General features: G+C 72.9%; 15 protein-coding genes and 1 pseudogene. 6 read left to right on the forward strand and 10 right to left on the reverse strand.

All coding sequences use genetic code 11. The features are described from left to right. Positions 1–1,083: HAD-IC family P-type ATPase (locus CCN42_RS20490; protein ID WP_143661967.1), on the reverse strand; the 1,083-nt coding region annotated here is incomplete at its 3' end. Between the two features lie 57 nt (positions 1,084–1,140). Between CCN42_RS20490 and CCN42_RS20495 the strand changes: the two genes are divergently transcribed. Beyond that, positions 1,141–1,503 (forward strand): ArsR/SmtB family transcription factor, encoded by a 363-nt coding sequence (locus CCN42_RS20495; protein WP_086170387.1) that lies wholly within the window; start codon positions 1,141–1,143, stop codon positions 1,501–1,503. A 39-nt stretch (positions 1,504–1,542) separates the two neighbouring features. On the opposite strand, the gene lpdA is transcribed toward CCN42_RS20495, so the two are convergent. From lpdA to CCN42_RS20515, 4 genes and pseudogenes are all read right to left on the reverse strand, one after another. Beyond that, complete coding sequence (lpdA, locus tag CCN42_RS20500; protein WP_086737662.1) at positions 1,543–2,955, reverse strand: dihydrolipoyl dehydrogenase; 1,413 nt, start codon at positions 2,953–2,955, stop codon at positions 1,543–1,545. 123 nt (positions 2,956–3,078) lie between these two features. After that, on the reverse strand, positions 3,079–3,480 hold the full coding sequence (locus CCN42_RS20505) for a CBS domain-containing protein (protein ID WP_086737677.1): 402 nt from the start codon (positions 3,478–3,480) through the stop codon (positions 3,079–3,081). Positions 3,481–3,525: 45 nt separating this feature from the next. Further along, positions 3,526–4,167, reverse strand: a pseudogene (locus CCN42_RS20510) (phosphoribosyltransferase); the annotation flags it as partial. Beyond that, positions 4,164–4,742 (reverse strand): Hsp20/alpha crystallin family protein, encoded by a 579-nt coding sequence (locus CCN42_RS20515; protein ID WP_086737664.1) that lies wholly within the window; start codon positions 4,740–4,742, stop codon positions 4,164–4,166. The gene CCN42_RS20515 and the pseudogene CCN42_RS20510, both read right to left, overlap by 4 nt. Before the next feature lie 92 nt (positions 4,743–4,834). Between CCN42_RS20515 and CCN42_RS20520 the strand changes: the two genes are divergently transcribed. Beyond that, entirely contained in the window at positions 4,835–5,938 is a 1,104-nt protein-coding gene (locus tag CCN42_RS20520; protein WP_086737666.1) for a CapA family protein, read from the forward strand. A 25-nt stretch (positions 5,939–5,963) separates the two neighbouring features. Here CCN42_RS20520 and CCN42_RS20525 read toward each other — a convergent pair whose 3' ends face one another. Next, positions 5,964–9,992 carry a glycoside hydrolase family 2 TIM barrel-domain containing protein gene (locus tag CCN42_RS20525; protein ID WP_086737667.1) on the reverse strand — a complete coding sequence of 1,343 codons (4,029 nt, stop codon included), beginning with the start codon at positions 9,990–9,992 and terminating at the stop codon, positions 5,964–5,966. A 272-nt stretch (positions 9,993–10,264) separates the two neighbouring features. Between CCN42_RS20525 and CCN42_RS20530 the strand changes: the two genes are divergently transcribed. Together CCN42_RS20530 and CCN42_RS20535 are read left to right on the forward strand one after the other, a co-directional pair. Beyond that, positions 10,265–11,011, forward strand: coding sequence for a DUF4142 domain-containing protein (locus CCN42_RS20530; protein WP_043505077.1), 747 nt, complete (start codon positions 10,265–10,267; stop codon positions 11,009–11,011). 169 nt (positions 11,012–11,180) lie between these two features. Next, a complete protein-coding gene (locus CCN42_RS20535; RefSeq protein WP_086737669.1) occupies positions 11,181–11,876 on the forward strand; it encodes a type 1 glutamine amidotransferase domain-containing protein in 696 nt (231 codons plus the stop codon). A 71-nt stretch (positions 11,877–11,947) separates the two neighbouring features. Here CCN42_RS20535 and CCN42_RS20540 read toward each other — a convergent pair whose 3' ends face one another. After that, the gene (locus CCN42_RS20540; protein ID WP_245877389.1) at positions 11,948–12,373 is read right to left on the reverse strand and encodes a nuclear transport factor 2 family protein; all 426 of its coding nucleotides are present in this window, start codon (positions 12,371–12,373) and stop codon (positions 11,948–11,950) included. Positions 12,374–12,441: 68 nt separating this feature from the next. On the opposite strand from CCN42_RS20540, the gene CCN42_RS20545 reads away from it, so the two are divergent. Together CCN42_RS20545 and CCN42_RS20550 are read left to right on the forward strand one after the other, a co-directional pair. Further along, positions 12,442–13,011, forward strand: a complete 570-nt coding sequence (locus CCN42_RS20545; RefSeq protein ID WP_086737670.1) for a PadR family transcriptional regulator — start codon at positions 12,442–12,444, stop codon at positions 13,009–13,011. 9 nt (positions 13,012–13,020) lie between these two features. After that, positions 13,021–13,977, forward strand: a complete 957-nt coding sequence (locus tag CCN42_RS20550; RefSeq protein WP_086737672.1) for a LysR family transcriptional regulator — start codon at positions 13,021–13,023, stop codon at positions 13,975–13,977. 44 nt (positions 13,978–14,021) lie between these two features. On the opposite strand, the gene CCN42_RS20555 is transcribed toward CCN42_RS20550, so the two are convergent. The 3 genes from CCN42_RS20555 to CCN42_RS20565 form a co-directional block, all read right to left on the reverse strand. After that, positions 14,022–14,531 (reverse strand): O-acetyl-ADP-ribose deacetylase, encoded by a 510-nt coding sequence (locus tag CCN42_RS20555; RefSeq protein ID WP_086737673.1) that lies wholly within the window; start codon positions 14,529–14,531, stop codon positions 14,022–14,024. Then, on the reverse strand, positions 14,528–15,940 hold the full coding sequence (locus CCN42_RS20560) for a phytoene desaturase family protein (protein WP_086737675.1): 1,413 nt from the start codon (positions 15,938–15,940) through the stop codon (positions 14,528–14,530). Before CCN42_RS20560 ends, CCN42_RS20555 begins: the two co-directional genes overlap by 4 nt. A gap of 98 nt (positions 15,941–16,038) precedes the next feature. Further along, on the reverse strand, positions 16,039–16,421 hold a 383-nt coding region (locus CCN42_RS20565), incomplete at its 5' end, for an inositol monophosphatase family protein (RefSeq protein WP_281259514.1).

Genomic DNA, 16,421 nt, shown 5'->3' on the forward strand with positions numbered 1-16,421 from the left:
CAGCGGCCGTACGGCCGTGACCTCGGGGGCGCCCTCGGTCAGGGTGCCGGTCTTGTCGAGGGCGGCGGTGTCGATCTCGCCGAGACGTTCCATCGCGACGGCCGACTTGACGAGGACGCCGTGCCGGCCGGCGTTGGCGATGGCGGACAGCAGCGGCGGCATGGTGGCGAGGACGACCGCGCACGGCGAGGCGACGATCATGAAGGTCATCGCGCGCAGCAGGGCGTCGGTGAGGTCGGCGCCGAAGGCGAGCGGGACGGCGAAGACGGCGAGGGTGGCGGCCACCACGCCGACGGCGTAGCGCTGTTCGATCTTCTCGATGAAGAGCTGGGTGGGTGCCTTGGTGCGGGAGGCTTCCTCGACCAGGGTGACGATCCGGGCGATGACGGAGTCGGCGGGGTCGCGGTCGACGCGGACGCGCAGGGCGCCGGTGCCGTTGAGGGTGCCGGCGAAGACCTCGTCGCCGGGGCGCTTGACGACCGGGAGGGGTTCGCCGGTGATGGTGGCCTGGTCGGCCTCGCTGGTGCCGTCCAGGACCGTCCCGTCGGCGCCGATCCGCTCCCCCGGCCGGATCAGCAGCGTGTCGCCGACGGCGAGTTCGGCGGTGGGGACGGACTCCTCGGTGCCGTCGGCGCGGACCCGGGTCGCGGTGGCGGGGGCGAGGTCGAGCAGGCCGCGCACGGAGTCGGCGGTGCGGGCGGTGGCCAGGGCCTCCAGGGCGCCGGAGGTGGCGAAGATGACGATGAGCAGGGCGCCGTCGAGGACCTGGCCGATCGCGGCGGCACCGAGGGCGGCGACGATCATCAGCAGGTCGACGTCGAGGGTCTTCTCGCGCAGGGCGCGCAGTCCCTCGAGGGCGGGCTCCCAGCCCCCGGTGACGTAGGCGACTGCGTACGGGATGCCGTGGACCCAGGCGGGGGCGCCGCCGAGATCGAGCGCGAGGGCCAGCAGGAAGGCGACCAGCGCGGCGAGCGCCCAGCGGGCCTCGGGGAGCGCGAGGACGCGGGTGCGGCGGCGGGGGGCCGGCAGGGAGCGGGCAGAGGTCTGTCGGGGAGCGAGAGTCGCGGACACGCGCCACACCATACAGGAACACATGAAGACTCATTCATCCGTTCATATAAGGTGGGTAAGATACGCGCCATGGGTCATGGAGCCGTCAGCACCGCGCAGAGCGCCCCCGAGCGCGTCCGTCTCGACGCGGACAACGTGGCGAAGGTGGCCACCACCCTCCAGGCCCTGTCCACCCCCTCCCGGCTGCTGATCCTCGCCCGGCTGCGCGAAGGGCCGCTGCCGGCCACCGAGTTGGCGGCCGAGGTGGGCATGGAGCAGTCGGCGTGCTCGCACCAGCTGCGGCTGCTGCGCAACCTCGGCCTGGTGGTGGGCGAGCGCCGCGGCCGGTCGGTGGTGTACGCGCTGCACGACCACCATGTCGCCGAACTCCTCGACCAGGCGGTGTACCACGTGGAGCATCTGCGCCTGGGCATCAGCGACGCGGCCGAGTAACCGCGGGCCGGCGGCGGGCGCCCGGAGGAGGGCGGGGACCTAGAAGTTGATCATGTGTCCGGCGAGGCCGTGCACCGCTTCCTTCACCGCCTCGCTCAGCGTCGGGTGGGCGTGCACGTTGCGGGCCACCTCGTGCACGGTGAGGTCCCACTGCTGGGCGAGGGTCAGCTCGGGCAGCAGCTCGGTGACGTCGGGGCCGATCAGGTGACCGCCGATCAGCTCGCCGTGCTTCGCGTCGCTGATCAGCTTGACGAAGCCGGTGGAGTCACCGAGGCCGTGCGCCTTGCCGTTGGCGGTGAAGGGGAACGTGGCGACCTTCACGTCGTGTCCGAGATCGCGGGCCTGGGCCTCGGTGTAGCCGAAGCTGGCGATCTGCGGCTGGCAGAAGGTGGCGCGGGGGATCATCGCGTAGTCGAGCTCCATGGTCTCCGCGCCGGCGATGGTCTCGGCGGCGACCACGCCCATCGCCTCGGCGGCGTGCGCCAGCATCAGCTTGGCGGTGACGTCGCCGATGGCGTACAGGTGCGGCACGGAGGTGCGGCAGCGGGCGTCGACGTCGATGGCGCCGCGCTCGGTGAGCCGGACGCCGGTGTTCTCCAGGCCGTAGCCCTCGACGTTCGGGCCGAAGCCGATGGCCTGGAGCACCTTGTCGGTCTCCAGGACCTGCTGGGAGCCGTCCCTGGCGGTGACCGTGACCCGGACCTGGGGGCCGGACTCGTCGATGGCGTCGACACGGGTGGAGGTGAGCACGTCGATGCCGAGGCGCCGGTACTGCTTGGCGAGTTCGGCACAGACGTCGGCGTCCTCGGTGGGGGCGACGCGGTCCAGGAACTCGACGATGGTGACCTTCACGCCGTAGTTGTGCAGGACGTACGCGAACTCGATGCCGATGGCGCCGGCGCCGGCGATGACGATCGAGCGGGGCAGGTCCTCGGCGAGGATCTGCTCCTCGTAGGTCACCACGCGGGCGCTGCGCTTGGTGCCGGGCAGCAGCTTGGGGGTGGCGCCGGTCGCGATGACGCAGTTCTCGAAGCCGATGGTGCGGGTGGTGCCCTCGTAGTCGGTGACCTGCAGGGTGTGCGGATCGAGGAAGGTGCCGCGGCCGTCGAACTCCGTGATCTTGTTCTTCTTCATCAGGTAGTGGACGCCCTTGACCCGGCCGTCGGCGACCTTGCGGCTGCGGCGGAACGCCTCGCCGTAGTCGAAGGTGATCGGCGCGTCCGACCGGATGCCGAAGGTCTTCGCCCCGTGAGTCACGGTGTGCGCGAGTTCGGCGTTGCGCAGCAGGGCCTTGGTGGGGATGCAGCCGACGTTCAGGCAGACGCCGCCCCAGTACTTCTCCTCGATGACGGCGACGCTTCTGCCCAGCTGGGCGGCGCGGATGGCGGCGACGTACCCGCCGGGGCCGGCGCCGAGTACGACGACGTCGAAGCGCTCGTCCTGCTCAACCATGCGCGAGGTCCCTTCGGTGCGGTGCGAGCGGTGGCTACCAGTCCGGATTGTTCCGTCCCGCACCGCTCCCCGCCACCGGCCACCGCACCGTCGGCACCGGCCACCGCACCGCCGGGGGCACCCTCAGCGGTTGGGGGCCGCACGGCTGATGTCGGCGAGGGCGGAGTGCGGGTCCTCGGTGGCCGCGAGGTCGCCGAGGCTGACGATGCCGACCGGGCGGCCGCCGTGCTCGACGACGGGCAGCCGCCGCACGGCGTACCGGCGCATCAGCTCGACGGCGTGCTCGGTGGTGTCCTCGGGCGAGAGGGTGACCACGGGCGGCCGGGTGCACAGCTCGCCGACCGTGGTCGCCGTGGGGTCACGGCCCTCGGCGACGGCCCGCACGGTGATGTCCCGGTCGGTGAGGACACCGAAGAGATCGCGGTCGTACGCCACCAGGACGTCGCCGATGTCCCGCTCGCGCATCAGCGCGGCGGCCCGGGCGACCGTCGTCATCGGTTCGACGGATGCCGGGCCCGGCGACATCACCTCGCGTATGTACCTGGTCGCCGGGGCGCCCCCTAACCGCCCCAGGGCGCTCAGCACGTCGTCGTCGGTCAGCTGGTCGAAGTTCTCGTACCAGAGGCCGACCGCGTGGAAGGGGCTGGGCCGCAGCAGGCAGACCACGTCGTCGGCCTCGGCACGCAGCAGCTCGGACGCCTCCGCGGAGCACACCGGCGCGGCCATCACGATCCGCTCCGGCTCCCGGGCGCGCACGGCGCGGACGGCGGCGCGGGCGGTGGCGCCGGTGGCCAGTCCGTCGTCGACGAGGATGGCGGTACGGCCGCGCAGTTCGGGCGCGGGGCGGCCCTGCCGGTAGCGCTCCTCACGGCGGCGCAGTTCGGCCCGTTCCCGCTCCACCACCGGGGCGAGGTCGTCCTCGGTGAGTCCGGTGTGCTCCAGGGACCGCCGGTCGAAGAGCGGGGGCCCGTCCCCGGCGATGGCACCCACGGCGAACTCCTCGTGGAACGGGGCCCCGATCTTGCGGACCACGAACACGTCGAGCGGGGCGCCGAGGGCCTGGGCGACCTCCCGGGCGACCGTGACGCCGCCGCGGGGCAGGGCGAGGACGACGGGGTGCGGGAGCAGGCCCTTCTCCTGCAGGATGCGCAGATGGCCGGCCAGTTCACGGCCGGCGTGCGCCCGGTCGTGGAACCGTGTGCGCGTGGTCATGTGTCCGCCCCCGTCCGGTCCGTCACCGGGTCCGTCTCCCGGTCCGTGCGTTCGTGCGTCGCCGGGTCCGTCTCCCGGTCCGTGCCGCCGATCGGCAGGCGGCGTCGTTTCGGTGCCGCGGACTTGGGCACGCGGACCCGCAGGACGCCGTCGGTCAGGCTCGCCTCCGCCCCGTCCGGGTCCGCGCCGACGGGCAGCCAGGTGCGGTGGAAGAAGCGGCCGCGCCGGAAGGGCGGGCGGGAATGCCGCATGTCGCCCAGGTCACCCGTGATCCGCAGTTCGCGCTCGTCGATGTCGACGGTGATCCGCTCGCGCGGGATCCCGGGCAGCGCGGCGTGGATCTCGTACGCCTCGTCGGTCTCGTCCTCCTCGACCGCGGGCGCCCAGGCCACCCCGCCCCACCCGACGGGGCCCGGATCGTGGCCGCGCGCCGGTGTCCCCCGGCCGAGTGCGCCGCCGGTGTCACGCCACAGCCGCCGCAGCTCCGCGAGCGGGTCCCGGTCCCACGGCCCGTCCCGGCCGGGCCCCCACCGCGGCTGCAGGGGGCCGCCGCCACGCCGCGCAGGCGTGTTCATGGCACGCCTCCCTTCCCAAGAGGTACCTCACGGAGCCCGGGTTTCCCCCGCGACGCGACCCACACGTGGCGGCGCGGGCCTACGGTGGAGACATGGACGGCGGTGTCGTGACGCTGTTCCTGTGCGGAGACGTGATGCTCGGGCGCGGCGTCGACCAGATCCTCGCGCACCCCGGTGATCCGGGGCTGCGGGAGGACTACGTGCGCGACGCCCGGGGCTATGTGGCGCTGGCGGAGGCGGTGAACGGGCCGGTGCCCGCCCCGGTGGGCCCGGAGTGGCCGTGGGGTGAGGCGCTGGGCGTGCTCGCCGAGGCCGCGCCGGACACGCGGATCGTGAACCTGGAGACGGCCGTGACGGCGGACGGCTCGTTCGCGCCCGGCAAGGCGGTGCACTACCGGATGCACCCGGCGAACCTGCCCGCGCTGACGGTGGCCCGGCCCGATGTGTGCGTCCTCGCCAACAACCATGTGCTGGACTTCGGCCGCCGGGGGCTCGCGGAGACGCTGGACGCGCTGGCCGGGGCCGGGCTGCGGGTGGCGGGCGCGGGCCGGGACGCGGACGCGGCGTACGCGCCCGCCGTGATCGACACCGGTTCCGGCGCCCGGGTGCTGGTCTTCGCTCTCGGGATGGGCTCCAGCGGGATCCCGCCCGGCTGGGCGGCGACAGCGGAGCAGGGCGGGGTGGCGTACGCGCCCTCGCCGTCGCCTCCGGCCGCGGAAGCCGTGCTGCGCCGGGTGGGGACGGCCCGGCGTCCCGGCGACGTCGTGGTCGTCTCGGTGCACTGGGGCTCCAACTGGGGGTACCGCGTCCCCCAGGAGCAGGTCCGTTTCGCGCACACGCTGGTGGACGGCGGGGTGGATGTCGTCCACGGCCACTCCTCGCACCATCCGCGCCGGATCGAGGTGTACCGGGAGCGGCTGGTGCTGTACGGCTGCGGGGACTTCATCGACGACTACGAGGGCATCGTCGGCCACGAGGAGTACCGCGACGACCTGCGGCTGGCCCTGCTGGTGTCGGTGGAGGCGGAGACGGGACGGCTGGCCGGACTGCGCATGGCGCCGTTCCGGGCACGGCGGATGCGGCTCGAGCACCCGGCCGGAGACGACCGCGCGTGGCTGCGCATGACGCTCGACGGCCTGGCCGTCGGCGCCGATGTCGTCTCCGGTCCGCACGGCACGCTCGAAGCGAGGTGGTGAGCGCGCCTACGACGCTCCCCGCCGCTCAGGGCGTGCCCACGGGTGTCTCCCCCTGTGACTCCGTGGCCGTGGGCCGTCGTGAGGCCGCCATCGCGTCCGCCACGTCGGCCAGGGGGCGCAGCCGGTAGCTGTAGGTGTGGTCGCGGTCGGCGAACAGCTTGAACTCGTCGTGCGTGTGGGCGCCCCAGCTGTTGTCGCCGCCCACGCCCATCTGCCGGTGGTTGACCCGCAGCACGACCTCGTCGCGGGGGGTGAGCTGGTAGTCGTGGCGCACCCCGGCGGACAGGTCCTCGGGCGTGAAGTGCGAGGCGTTGACCTCCACCAGGGGCTCACCGCTGACCAGCAGGCCCGCGCCGCTGTCGTCGGTGAGCGCGATCCATCGGACGTCGGTCTTGTTGCCGTTCTCCTGGGGGCGCAGGTAGGGCGTCCACTGCCCGGAGACCGTGCCGGAGTACAGGCCCACGTCGGTCGCGTTGTTGCGGTCCCACTGGTTCTCCTCGGGACCCCGGCCGTAGTAGTGCAGCCGGTCCAGGCGGCGTGGGAGGAAGAGGATGGTGCCGACCTCGGGGATGTACGGCAGGCCGGGCGCGCCCGGGCGCAGGGTGTGGTCGACCTTGATCTCGCCGTTGCCGAAGACGGTGTAGGTGAGGGTGTACGACGACGGCGTGCTGGTGGGCAGTGTGCCGCTGACCTCGATGCGGACGGCCCGGTCGCTCAGCGTGCTCACGCGGACGCCGGTGAGCGTGCGCCGGGCTCCGGCGTCGCGCCAGGTCTGGTTGCGGGTGTGCTGGCCGTTGCCGCGGTCGTTGTCGGTGGGCGCGCGCCAGAAGTTCGGCACCGGACCGGAGGTGATCAGGCGGCGCCCCGCCGCCTCGTACGAGGTGATGATCCCGCTGCGCTTGTCGACGGTGAGCGAGAAGTCCTCGCCGCGCACCGTGACGGCCGTCTCGTCGTCGTGGTGGCGCAGTGCGGGGACGCTGTCCAGCGGTACGGAGGTGACGGCCGGGCCGCCCGTGGCGATGGGGAGCTGCTGCTTGGCCACCTCGAAACCGGGCTCGGCCCAGGGGGTGCGCTCCTTGGTGGTGAAGGACAGGTGCAGGAAGTACTCGGCTCCGGGGGCCGGGCGCTCCGGCAGCCGCACGGGCACCGTGATCTCCTTGCGGCTCAGCGGGGGCACGTCCAGCTGGTCGCGGGTGAGCCTGCCGCGCCGGACGACCTTGCCGTCGGCGACGAGGGACCAGCGGCCGTCGAACTCGCGGAGGCTGGTGAACAGGTACTCGTTGATGAGGGTGATCCGGCCGGCGGGGGTGAGGGTGTCGCCGGTGGCGGGGGCGGCGTTGACCGCCTGGTAGATCTGTTTGACCTCCGCGGCCTTGCCGGTGTGGCCACGGTCGGCGAGGACGATGCCGTCGCCCGAGAAGGCGCCGTCGTTGGGGTTGTCGCCCCAGTCACCGCCGTAGGCATAGAACGTCTTGTCGCGGGGCCGCCGCTCCGTGAGCCGGGCGGTGGCGGCGTCGAACCAGAACCGCACGCCCTCGTCGCCGGGGCCGCGGCCGTCGGAGGCCAGTTCGGCGGCGGTCAGGGCGCGGGCGTACACGCGGGCCCGCCGGATGGTGCCGCTGAACTCGCGGGTCGGGTTGTCGACGTCGGTGGCGAGGGAGAGGGGCGCCGTGTTGACGCCGGGGCGCCGGGTGGTGGTCCGGGTGGCCCGTACCGAGCCGTCGACGTGGAGGGTCAGCGTGCCCGCGTCCGCGTCGAAGACGCCGGCGATGTGGTGCTCGCGGCCCGTCCAGTCGTCCGGCAGCGTCCAGTTCGCGGTGACCCACTGGCCGCCGCCGTGGATGAAGAACTCCAGCGTCCTGTTGGTCTGCTTGAGCGCGTACTGGGTGTCGCCCTTGGCGATGACCGGCTGGTGATGGCCCGTCACGTGCGGGGTGACCCAGGCCTCCAGGGTGAGGGAGCCGGTCAGGTCCAGGCGCTCGTCGCGGGGGAAGACGGTGGCCCCCGAGACGCCCTCGGCACGGTCGAAGCGGCCGCTTGGGTTGACGATCTCGCCGCGCAGCCCGCCCGGTCCGGTCTCGGTCAGCAGCTTGCGGGAGGGGGTGGGCCACTTCAGGGCCTGGTCGGCGAAGTCCCAGATCCAGCCGCCCTGGAGCACGTCGTGACGGCGGACGATGTCCCAGTACTTCTTGAAGTTGCCGTTCGAGTTCCCCATGCCGTGCGAGTACTCGATCATCACGTACGGCCGCGTGTCGCGGGTGTCCTTCGCGCGGGACTCGACGGTCTGGGGGGTGTCGTACATCTCGGAGCGGATGTCGCTGATGCCCGGACGGTCGTCGCCCTCGTACTGGATGACGCGGCTGGGGTCGTACGACTTGATCCAGTCGTGCATGGCGTTGAAGGTGCTGCCGCCGCCCGCCTCGTTGCCGAGGGACCAGATGACGACCGAGGCGTGGTTCTTGTCGCGGTGGACCATGTTCTGGGCCCTGGCCAGGCACGCCTCGGTCCACTCGGGGTGGTCGCCCGGGTACTCGCCGCGGATGCCGTGGGTCTCCAGGTTGGTCTCGTCGACGAGGTACAGGCCGTACTCGTCGGCGAGTTCCAGCCAGAGCGGGTTGTTGGGGTAGTGCGAGGTGCGGACGGAGTTGATGTTCAGGCGTTTGATGACCTCGATGTCCTCGACCATGTCCGCGCGGGTGAGCGCCGAGCCGTGGACGGGATGCATCTCGTGGCGGTTGGTGCCGCGGAAGGAGACCGGCTTGCCGTTGATCCGCATCAGGCCGTCCTTGAGGGCGAACTCCCTCAGGCCGACCCGGTGCGAGAGGGTCTCGGTCACCCTTCCGGCGGGGTCGCGCAGCTGGAGGACGGCGGTGTAGAGGTAGGGGTGCTCGGCCGACCAGAGGCGGGGCCCGGGGACGGCCCGGGAGGCCTCGACGGTGGCCTCGCCGCCGGGCGGGACGTCGACAGGCTGCTGGAGGGGGCGGCGCCAGACGGGGCGGCGGTCGGCGTCGTACAGCATGATGTCGACCGTGTACCGTCGGCCGTCCACGGCATTCCGTCCACTGCCGCCGGTATGCCGTCCACCGTCGTCACCGTGGTCCCGCCCGGCCTCCCCGTACGCGCGCACCTGCGCCGTGACCTTCAGCTCGGCCGTCGTGCAGTCGTCGCCGAGCGGGGTGTCCAGCTTGAAGTCCCGCAGGTGCACGGGCGGGGTGGAGTACAGGTAGACCGAGCGGAAGATGCCGCTCAGCCGGATCATGTCCTGGTCCTCCAGCCAGTCCCCGTCGGAGTAGCGGTAGACCTCGACGGCGATCTGGTTGGTGCCCGGCTTCAGAAGCCGGGTGATGTCGTACTCGGCGGCGGTGTACGAGTCCTCGCTGTAGCCCGCCAGCTCGCCGTTGATCCAGACGTAGTGAGCGGACTTCACCCCCTCGAAGTGGAGGAAGGTCCGCCGTCCCGTCCAGTTCCGGGGCAGGGTGAAGGTGCGCCGGTACTGGCCGACCGGGTTGTACCGGGTGGGGGCGGCGGGCGGCTGGGCGTCCTCGCCGAGGCCGTTGGGGCCCCACCAGGGGTAGGTGATGTTGACGTAGATCGGGCGGTCGTAGCCGTGCAGCTGCCAGGCGGAGGGGACGGGCAGGGTGTCCCAGTCGCGGTCGTCGAGGTCGGTGCGGTGGAACTCGGGGTCACGGTCGTCGGGGCGCTCGGCGTGGGCGAACTTCCAGGTGCCGTCGAGGCTGAGCCGGTACGGCGACCGGGTGCGGTCGGCGGCCAGGGCCTGGTCGAGGTCGCCGTACGGCATCAGGGTGGTGTGCGGCGGTTCGGTGCCCAGCCGGAAGACGTCGATGCTGCCGTTCCACTCCGGGCTGCCGTCCGGTGCGGCGGCGAGCCTGCCGGTGACGGGCCGGCCGGCGGCGTGCGCCGTACCGGGCGACGCGGACAGGGCGAGCGCGCCGAGGACGGCGGCACCCCCTTCCAGCAGCCGGCGGCGGCTGACGAACGGGCGGTCGGCGGGCGGTTCGGGGCGGTGGGCGTGCGGCGCGTGGGGGTGCGGCATGACCGTGACCTTCCTCGGGTGGAAGCCCTCAACTCACGGGTCCCGGGGGACTTCTGAGCCTCGGTCACCCTAGGACCCCAACACAACCGAAGCAATGACGCCGTCGTGGTCTGTTGGGTTCTGTTGGGCCAGTCGGCCGACAACCGCCCCACGACCGGCCGGTTGTGGCGCACCCCACACCGTCCGGCGGAAGATTCTCCCGGGCGCGCTGATCGATCCGCCCGGCGTCTGCGTACCTCCTGGCGTACAACGCGCTCGCGTCTGGAGGCAGCATGCGGATGTCCCGCAACACGGCAGGAAGCGTCTTCGTGTTCGGCGCGCTGGGTCTGACCCTGGCGGCGCTCGCTTACCCCGCCATGCTCGGGGTGGAGAACACGTCCACGACGGCGGACCGCATCATCGCCAACACCCGCTACGGCCCGCTGACCGAGGCCGACCGCGACTTCGTGGTCAAGGTGCGGGCCGCGGGGCTGTGGGAGTACCCGCTGGGCGAGCTGGCGATGGAACGGGGCACGACACCGGAGATGAAGGAGGCCGGCGCCCATCTGATCGTCGGTCACTCCCGGCTGGACGAGACCTGCCGCCGGATCGCGCCGGAGCTGGGCATCACCCTGCCCAATCAGGCCAGTCCCCAGCAGCAGCAGTTCGTGGCGACCGCGGCGGCGGAGAACGGACGGCAGTTCGACTCCACGGCCGTCACCATCATGCGGGTGACGCACGGGCAGATCTTCCCGGTCGTCGCCAAGATCCGCGCCAACACCCGCAACAGCCTGGTGCGGGAACTCGCCGACCAGGCCAACGACACCGTGCTCGACCACATCACCGTGCTGGAGAAGACCGGCCTGGTCAATCACGAGCAGGTGAACTTCCAGCAGACCTCCCCGCCGAAGCTGCCCGCGGACCAGCTCACCCCGCCCCCGCCGCAGCCGGGCTCGCCGGTGCTCGTGCTGGAACCGCGGCCGGACCTGAACATCAACACGGCGACGCCCTCTCCGACGCCCGCGCCGACCTCCCGGTGAGGAGCCGGGCGCCCCGGGTGACGAGCCCGCGTCCCGCTGAGGAGCCGTTCGGGTTATTCCTGGGAATCCATTGGCCTGCCTATGCCGGACATTGGATTCGTCATTGGAAACACCCTGGCGGGCAGGCCTAACGTCGACGGCATCGAAGCACCCCCTTGGGAGAGGCAGCATGTCGAAGATCCTGTTCGTGATGACCGGCGCCGACCACTGGACGCTGAACGACGGCACCCGGCACCCCACCGGCTTCTGGGCCGAGGAGGCCGTCGCGCCGTACGAGGCGTTCCGGGCGGCCGGGCACGAGATCGTCGTCGCCACGCCGGGCGGCGTCGTGCCCACCGTCGACAAGGCCAGCCTGGCCGCCGAGGTCAACGGGGGCCAGGAGGGCGCCGACCGGATCGCGGCGGCGCTGGCCGCGATGACCGAGCTGGAGCGGCCGGTCCGGCTGGAGGACGTCGACCTGGGCGAGTACGCGGCCGTGTTCTACCCCGGCGGCCACGGCCCCATGGAGGACCTGGCCGTGGACGCCACCTCCGGCCGGCTGCTGGTCGACGCGCTCGCCTCCGGCAAGCCGCTGGGCGTGGTCTGCCACGGCCCGGCCGCGATGCTGGCCGCGACGCGTGCGGACGGCTCGAACGCGTTCGCCGGGTACGAGGTGGCCGCGTTCACCGATGCCGAGGAGGTCCAGGGCGGCCTGGCCGACAAGGCGAAGTGGCTGCTGCAGTCGCGGCTCACCGAGGCCGGCGTGACCGTGCGCGCCGGTGAGCCGTGGGCGCCGAACGTGGTCGTCGACCGCAACCTGGTGACCGGGCAGAACCCCGCGTCGTCCGCGCCGCTCGCCACCGAGCTGCTGAAGAAGCTGGCCTGAGCCGGCCGGGCGCCTGGCCCGAACGGACCGGGCGCCTGGTGCCGGCCGGCCGGGCGTGCGGCCCGAGCCGATCAGCCGCCCGCCGCCTCGGCGGCGATCCGGTCGAACTGCGCGCCCATGGCCTCGGCCAGGGCGTGTGCGGCGGACAGGGGACGGACCATGACGGTGAAGTCGTCGATCCGCCCCTCGCCGTCGAGGTGCAGGAAGTCACAGCCCTGGATCTGCTTGCCGTTCACCGTGGCGGTGAAGACGAGCGCGTGGTCACGGCCGCCCGGATCGGCGATCTCCCGGACGTAGCGGAAGTCCTCGAAGACCCGCATCACCGCGCGCAGGATCGCCGCGGTGATCGCCTTTCCCTCGTACGGCTTGAAGGCCACCGGGCTGGTGAAGACGACGTTCTCCGCCAGCAGCGCCTCCAGGGCCTGTGTGTCGCGCTCCTCGACGGCCGTCCGGAACGCGTGCGGGGATGCCGCGGTACCTGTGGAAGCCATGTCCATGCGAGCTCACCTCTCCTGCGCCGATACTCAACAAGTTGAATAGGTGCGTTGGAGAGTAGGGTGACGGCATGGCTCTGCGCAATGCCGTGATGGCGGCCCTTCTGGAGGGCGAGGCGTCCGGATACGACCTGGCCAAGGGGTTCGACGCCTCGGTGGCCAACTTCTGGACGGCCACGCCCCAGCAGCTGTACCGGGAACTGGACCGGATGGAACGCGAGGGCCTGGTCAGCACCCGCGTGGTACGCCAGGAGCGGCGCCCGGACAAACGGCTGTTCTCGCTGACCGACGCCGGGTACGCGGCCCTGCGCGGCTTTCTCGCCGAGCCGATCGGCAGACCCACCGCGATCCGGGACGCTCTCCTGGTCAAGGTGAGTTGCGTCGACGTGGGCGAGCTGGACGCCGTCCGCGCCCAGATCGCGGAGCGCATGGACTGGGGGCGCGCCAAGCTGGCCCGTTACGGGCGACTGCGGGAACGGCTGCTCCAGGGGCGCGACGAGGCGGAGTACCTGGCGGCGGAGCGCGTGGGCCCGTATCTGACGCTGTTGCGCGGCATCTCCTTCGAGGAGGAGAACCTGCGCTGGGGGGAGACGGCGCTGCGCGTGCTCGACGCACGAGCGGCCGCCATAAGCGGCCGATAGGCTCGTCCCGTGAGGCATAAGGAACCCGATGGCTCCCTCGGCCCGGGCGAGCCGGCGCCCGGCGCGCACCCGGGGGCGGATCTGAACCTGCTGCGCACCTTCCTGGCGGTGTACCGCTCGGGCTCGTTCACCGCCGCCGCCGGGCTGCTCGGCGTGTCACAGCCGACCGTGACCACGCAGATTCGCGCACTGGAACGACAGTCGGGGCGGGAGCTGTTCGAGCGGCTGCCGCGGGGCGTCGCCCCGACCGCCGTCGCCCACGACCTCGCCGCCCGGGTGGCGGCGCCGCTGGACGCGCTCGCCGCCGCCACCGGACAGGACACGGGCGCGGACGAGCGGGCCGCGCCCGTGCACCTGGCCGGTCCGGCCGAGCTGATGTGCGCCCGGGTACTGCCGGCCCTCGCCCCGCTGACCGCCGAAGGGCTGCGGCTGCGGGTGACCCTCGGCCTGACCGAGGCGCTGCTGGAGGAACTGCGCGCCGGGCGCCACGACCTCGTGATCGCCACCTACCGGCCGCGCGGGCGGGCGCTGACCGCCATGCCGCTGATGGACGAGGAGTTCGTGCTGGTCGCCGCGCCCCTCTGGGCGGGCCGGCTGTCGGGCCGGGTCGCCGCCGAAGGGCCAGACGCACTGCGCGCCGTCCCGCTCGTCGCGTACGCGGAGGACGTGCCGATCGCCCGTCGCTACTGGCGTCACGTCTTCGGCACCCGGCTGTCCCGGCCGGCCGCCGTCACCGTCCCGGACCTGCGCGGAGTGCTCGCCGCGGTCGTCGCGGGGGCCGGTTTGACCGTGCTGCCGCGCTATCTGTGCCTGGACGAGCTGTCGTCCGGTGCGCTGGTGCCGCTGCTGGAGCCGGAGGACCCGCCCATCAACACCGGCTACCTCGTCCAGCGCCCCGGCCGCCCCGAGAACCCGGACGTGACCCGGGTCCGCGACCTGCTGCTGGAGGCGGGCCGCACCTGGTGACACCTGGGCGGACGGCGGGACGAGCGGACCGCGGCGTGGTCTCTTCAGCCGATCCGCCGGGCGAACGCCTCGTACGCGCGGTCGTCGAAGAGCACGAACCGGATCTCCTCGACCGCCGTCGGAGTGTTCCGTACCGTCTCCACCGCGATGCGGGCCGCGTCGTCCAGCGGCCAGCGGTAGACGCCGGTGGAGATCGCCGGGAAGGCGACGGTGCGGGCGCCCAGTTCGTCGGCCACGCGGAGGGACTCCCGGTGGCAGGAGGCGAGCAGGTCGGAGCGGTCCTCCGTGGCGGACCAGACGGGGCCGACGGTGTGGATGACCCAGCGGGCGTCCAGGTCGCCCGCCGTGGTCGCGACCGCTTGGCCCGTGGGCAGACCCCTGCCGTACCGAGAGGCGCGGAGTGTGCGGCACTCCTCCAGGATCGCCGGGCCGCCGCGGCGGTGGATGGCGCCGTCGACGCCTCCGCCGCCGAGCAGGGAGGAGTTGGCCGCGTTGACGAGCGCGTCGGCGGATTCGCGGGTGATGTCGCCCTGGGTGAGGGTGAGCGTGGTCATGGGGTCTGTCTCAGCTTTCGCCAGACGGCCTTCGCCGCGTTGTGGCCGGACATGCCGTGCACACCGGGGCCCGGCGGGGTGGCCGACGAGCAGATGAAGACCGCCGGGTGCGGGGTCCGGTACGGGGACAGGGAGAGCCGGGGGCGCAGCAGGGTCTGGAGTCCGGAGACGGCTCCGGAGGCGATGTCGCCGCCGACGTAGTTCGCGTTGCGGGCGGCCAGTTCGGGCGGGCCCGCCGTCGCGCGGGCGAGGACACGGTCGCGGAATCCCGGGGCGAAGCGCTCCAGTTGGCGTTCCATGGCGTCGGTGAGGTCGCCGGTCCAGCCGGCGGGGACGTGCCCGTACGCCCAGAAGACGTGTTTGCCGGCGGGGGCGCGGGTGGGGTCGACCACACCCGGCTGCACGGTGATCATGAACGGCCGGTCGGGTGCGCGGCCCTCGCGGGAGGCGGCGCGGAGGGCGGTGCCGATCTCCGCGGAGTCCGCGCCGATCTGCACGGTGCCGGCGGCGCGGGCCTCGGGCGCGGTCCACGGGACCGGTCCGTCCAGCGCGTAGTCGATCTTGAAGACTCCGGGGCCGTACCGGTAGTTGTCGTAGTAACGGCCGAAGCCGGCGATCCGGGCCAGGGCGGTGGGCGAGGTGTCGAAGACGTAGGCGCGGGCGGGCGGCAGGTCGTCGAGGCGTTTGACCTCGTAGTCGGTGTGGATGGTGCCGCCGAGGTCCTTCAGATACCCGGCGAGGGCGTCCGAGATGGACTGGGAGCCGCCCTCTGCCACGGGCCAGCCGCGGGCGTGCGCGGCGAGCGCGAAGACCAGGCCGATGGCGCCGGTGGCGAGCCCGCTGAGGGGGGCCATGACATGGGCGACGAGCCCGGCGAAGAGGGTCTTGGCACGCTCGTCGTGGAAGCGGCGGGTCAGCCAGGTCGACGGGGGCAGGCCGGCGAGGCCGAAGCGGGCGAGGGTGACCGGGTCGCGCGGCAGCGCGGTGAGAGGCAGGGACATGAAGTCCCGGGCGAGGGTGTCCCACCGGGGCAGGAACGGCTCGACCAGTCTGCGGTACGGGCCCGCGTCGCGCGGGCCGAAGGACGCGGCGGTCTCCGCCACCGAGCGGGAGAGCACGGCGGCGGTGCCGTCGGCGAAGGGGTGGGCCATGGGCAGCTCGGGCTGCAGCCAGCGCAGGCCGTACCGCTCCAGCGGCAGGGCGCGGAACGCGGGCGAGTTGATGCCGAGGGGGTGGGCGGCGGCGCACGGGTCGTGCCGGAAGCCGGGCAGGGTCAGTTCCTCGGTGCGGGCTCCCCCGCCGACGGTGTCGCGCGCCTCGAACAGGGCCACGGAGAAACCGCGGCGGGCCAGTTCGACGGCGGCCGTCAGTCCGTTCGGCCCCGCACCCACCACGACCGCATCGAGCATCGACGGCACTGTCGGACCCCTTCGTCAGCCGATGGCCACTGGAAATCAGGATATGCCGGGGCGCCGGCAGTCCCGCGCGGCGGGGGCCCCGGGGCCGGTCAGCCCGCCGAGGCCAGCAGCGCCGCCACCCGGCGGGCCGTCGCCGCGTCGCGGGCGGCGGTGAAGGGCAGGGCGTTGCCGCCGGTGATACGGAACGGCTCGCCGGTGAGGGTCAGATGGGCGCCGCCCGCCTCCTCGACGAGGAGCAGGCCCGCGGCGTGATCCCACGCGGCTTCCCAGGAGAACGCCGTCGCGTCCGACTCGCCGCGCGCGACGGCCAGATACTCCAGCCCGGCCGAGCCGCACGGCCTCGGCGCGACGCCCTCGGTGCGCAGGCCGAGCAGGGCGCGCTTCTGGTCGTCGGTCGTGTAGTCCGGGTGGGAGGTGGCGACCCGCAGGTCCCGGCCCGGCGTGGGCGGGCCCGCGTACAGCCGCTCGCCGT

Source organism: Streptomyces glaucescens (genome assembly GCF_002154375.1).
GTDB classification, from domain to species: domain Bacteria; phylum Actinomycetota; class Actinomycetes; order Streptomycetales; family Streptomycetaceae; genus Streptomyces; species Streptomyces glaucescens.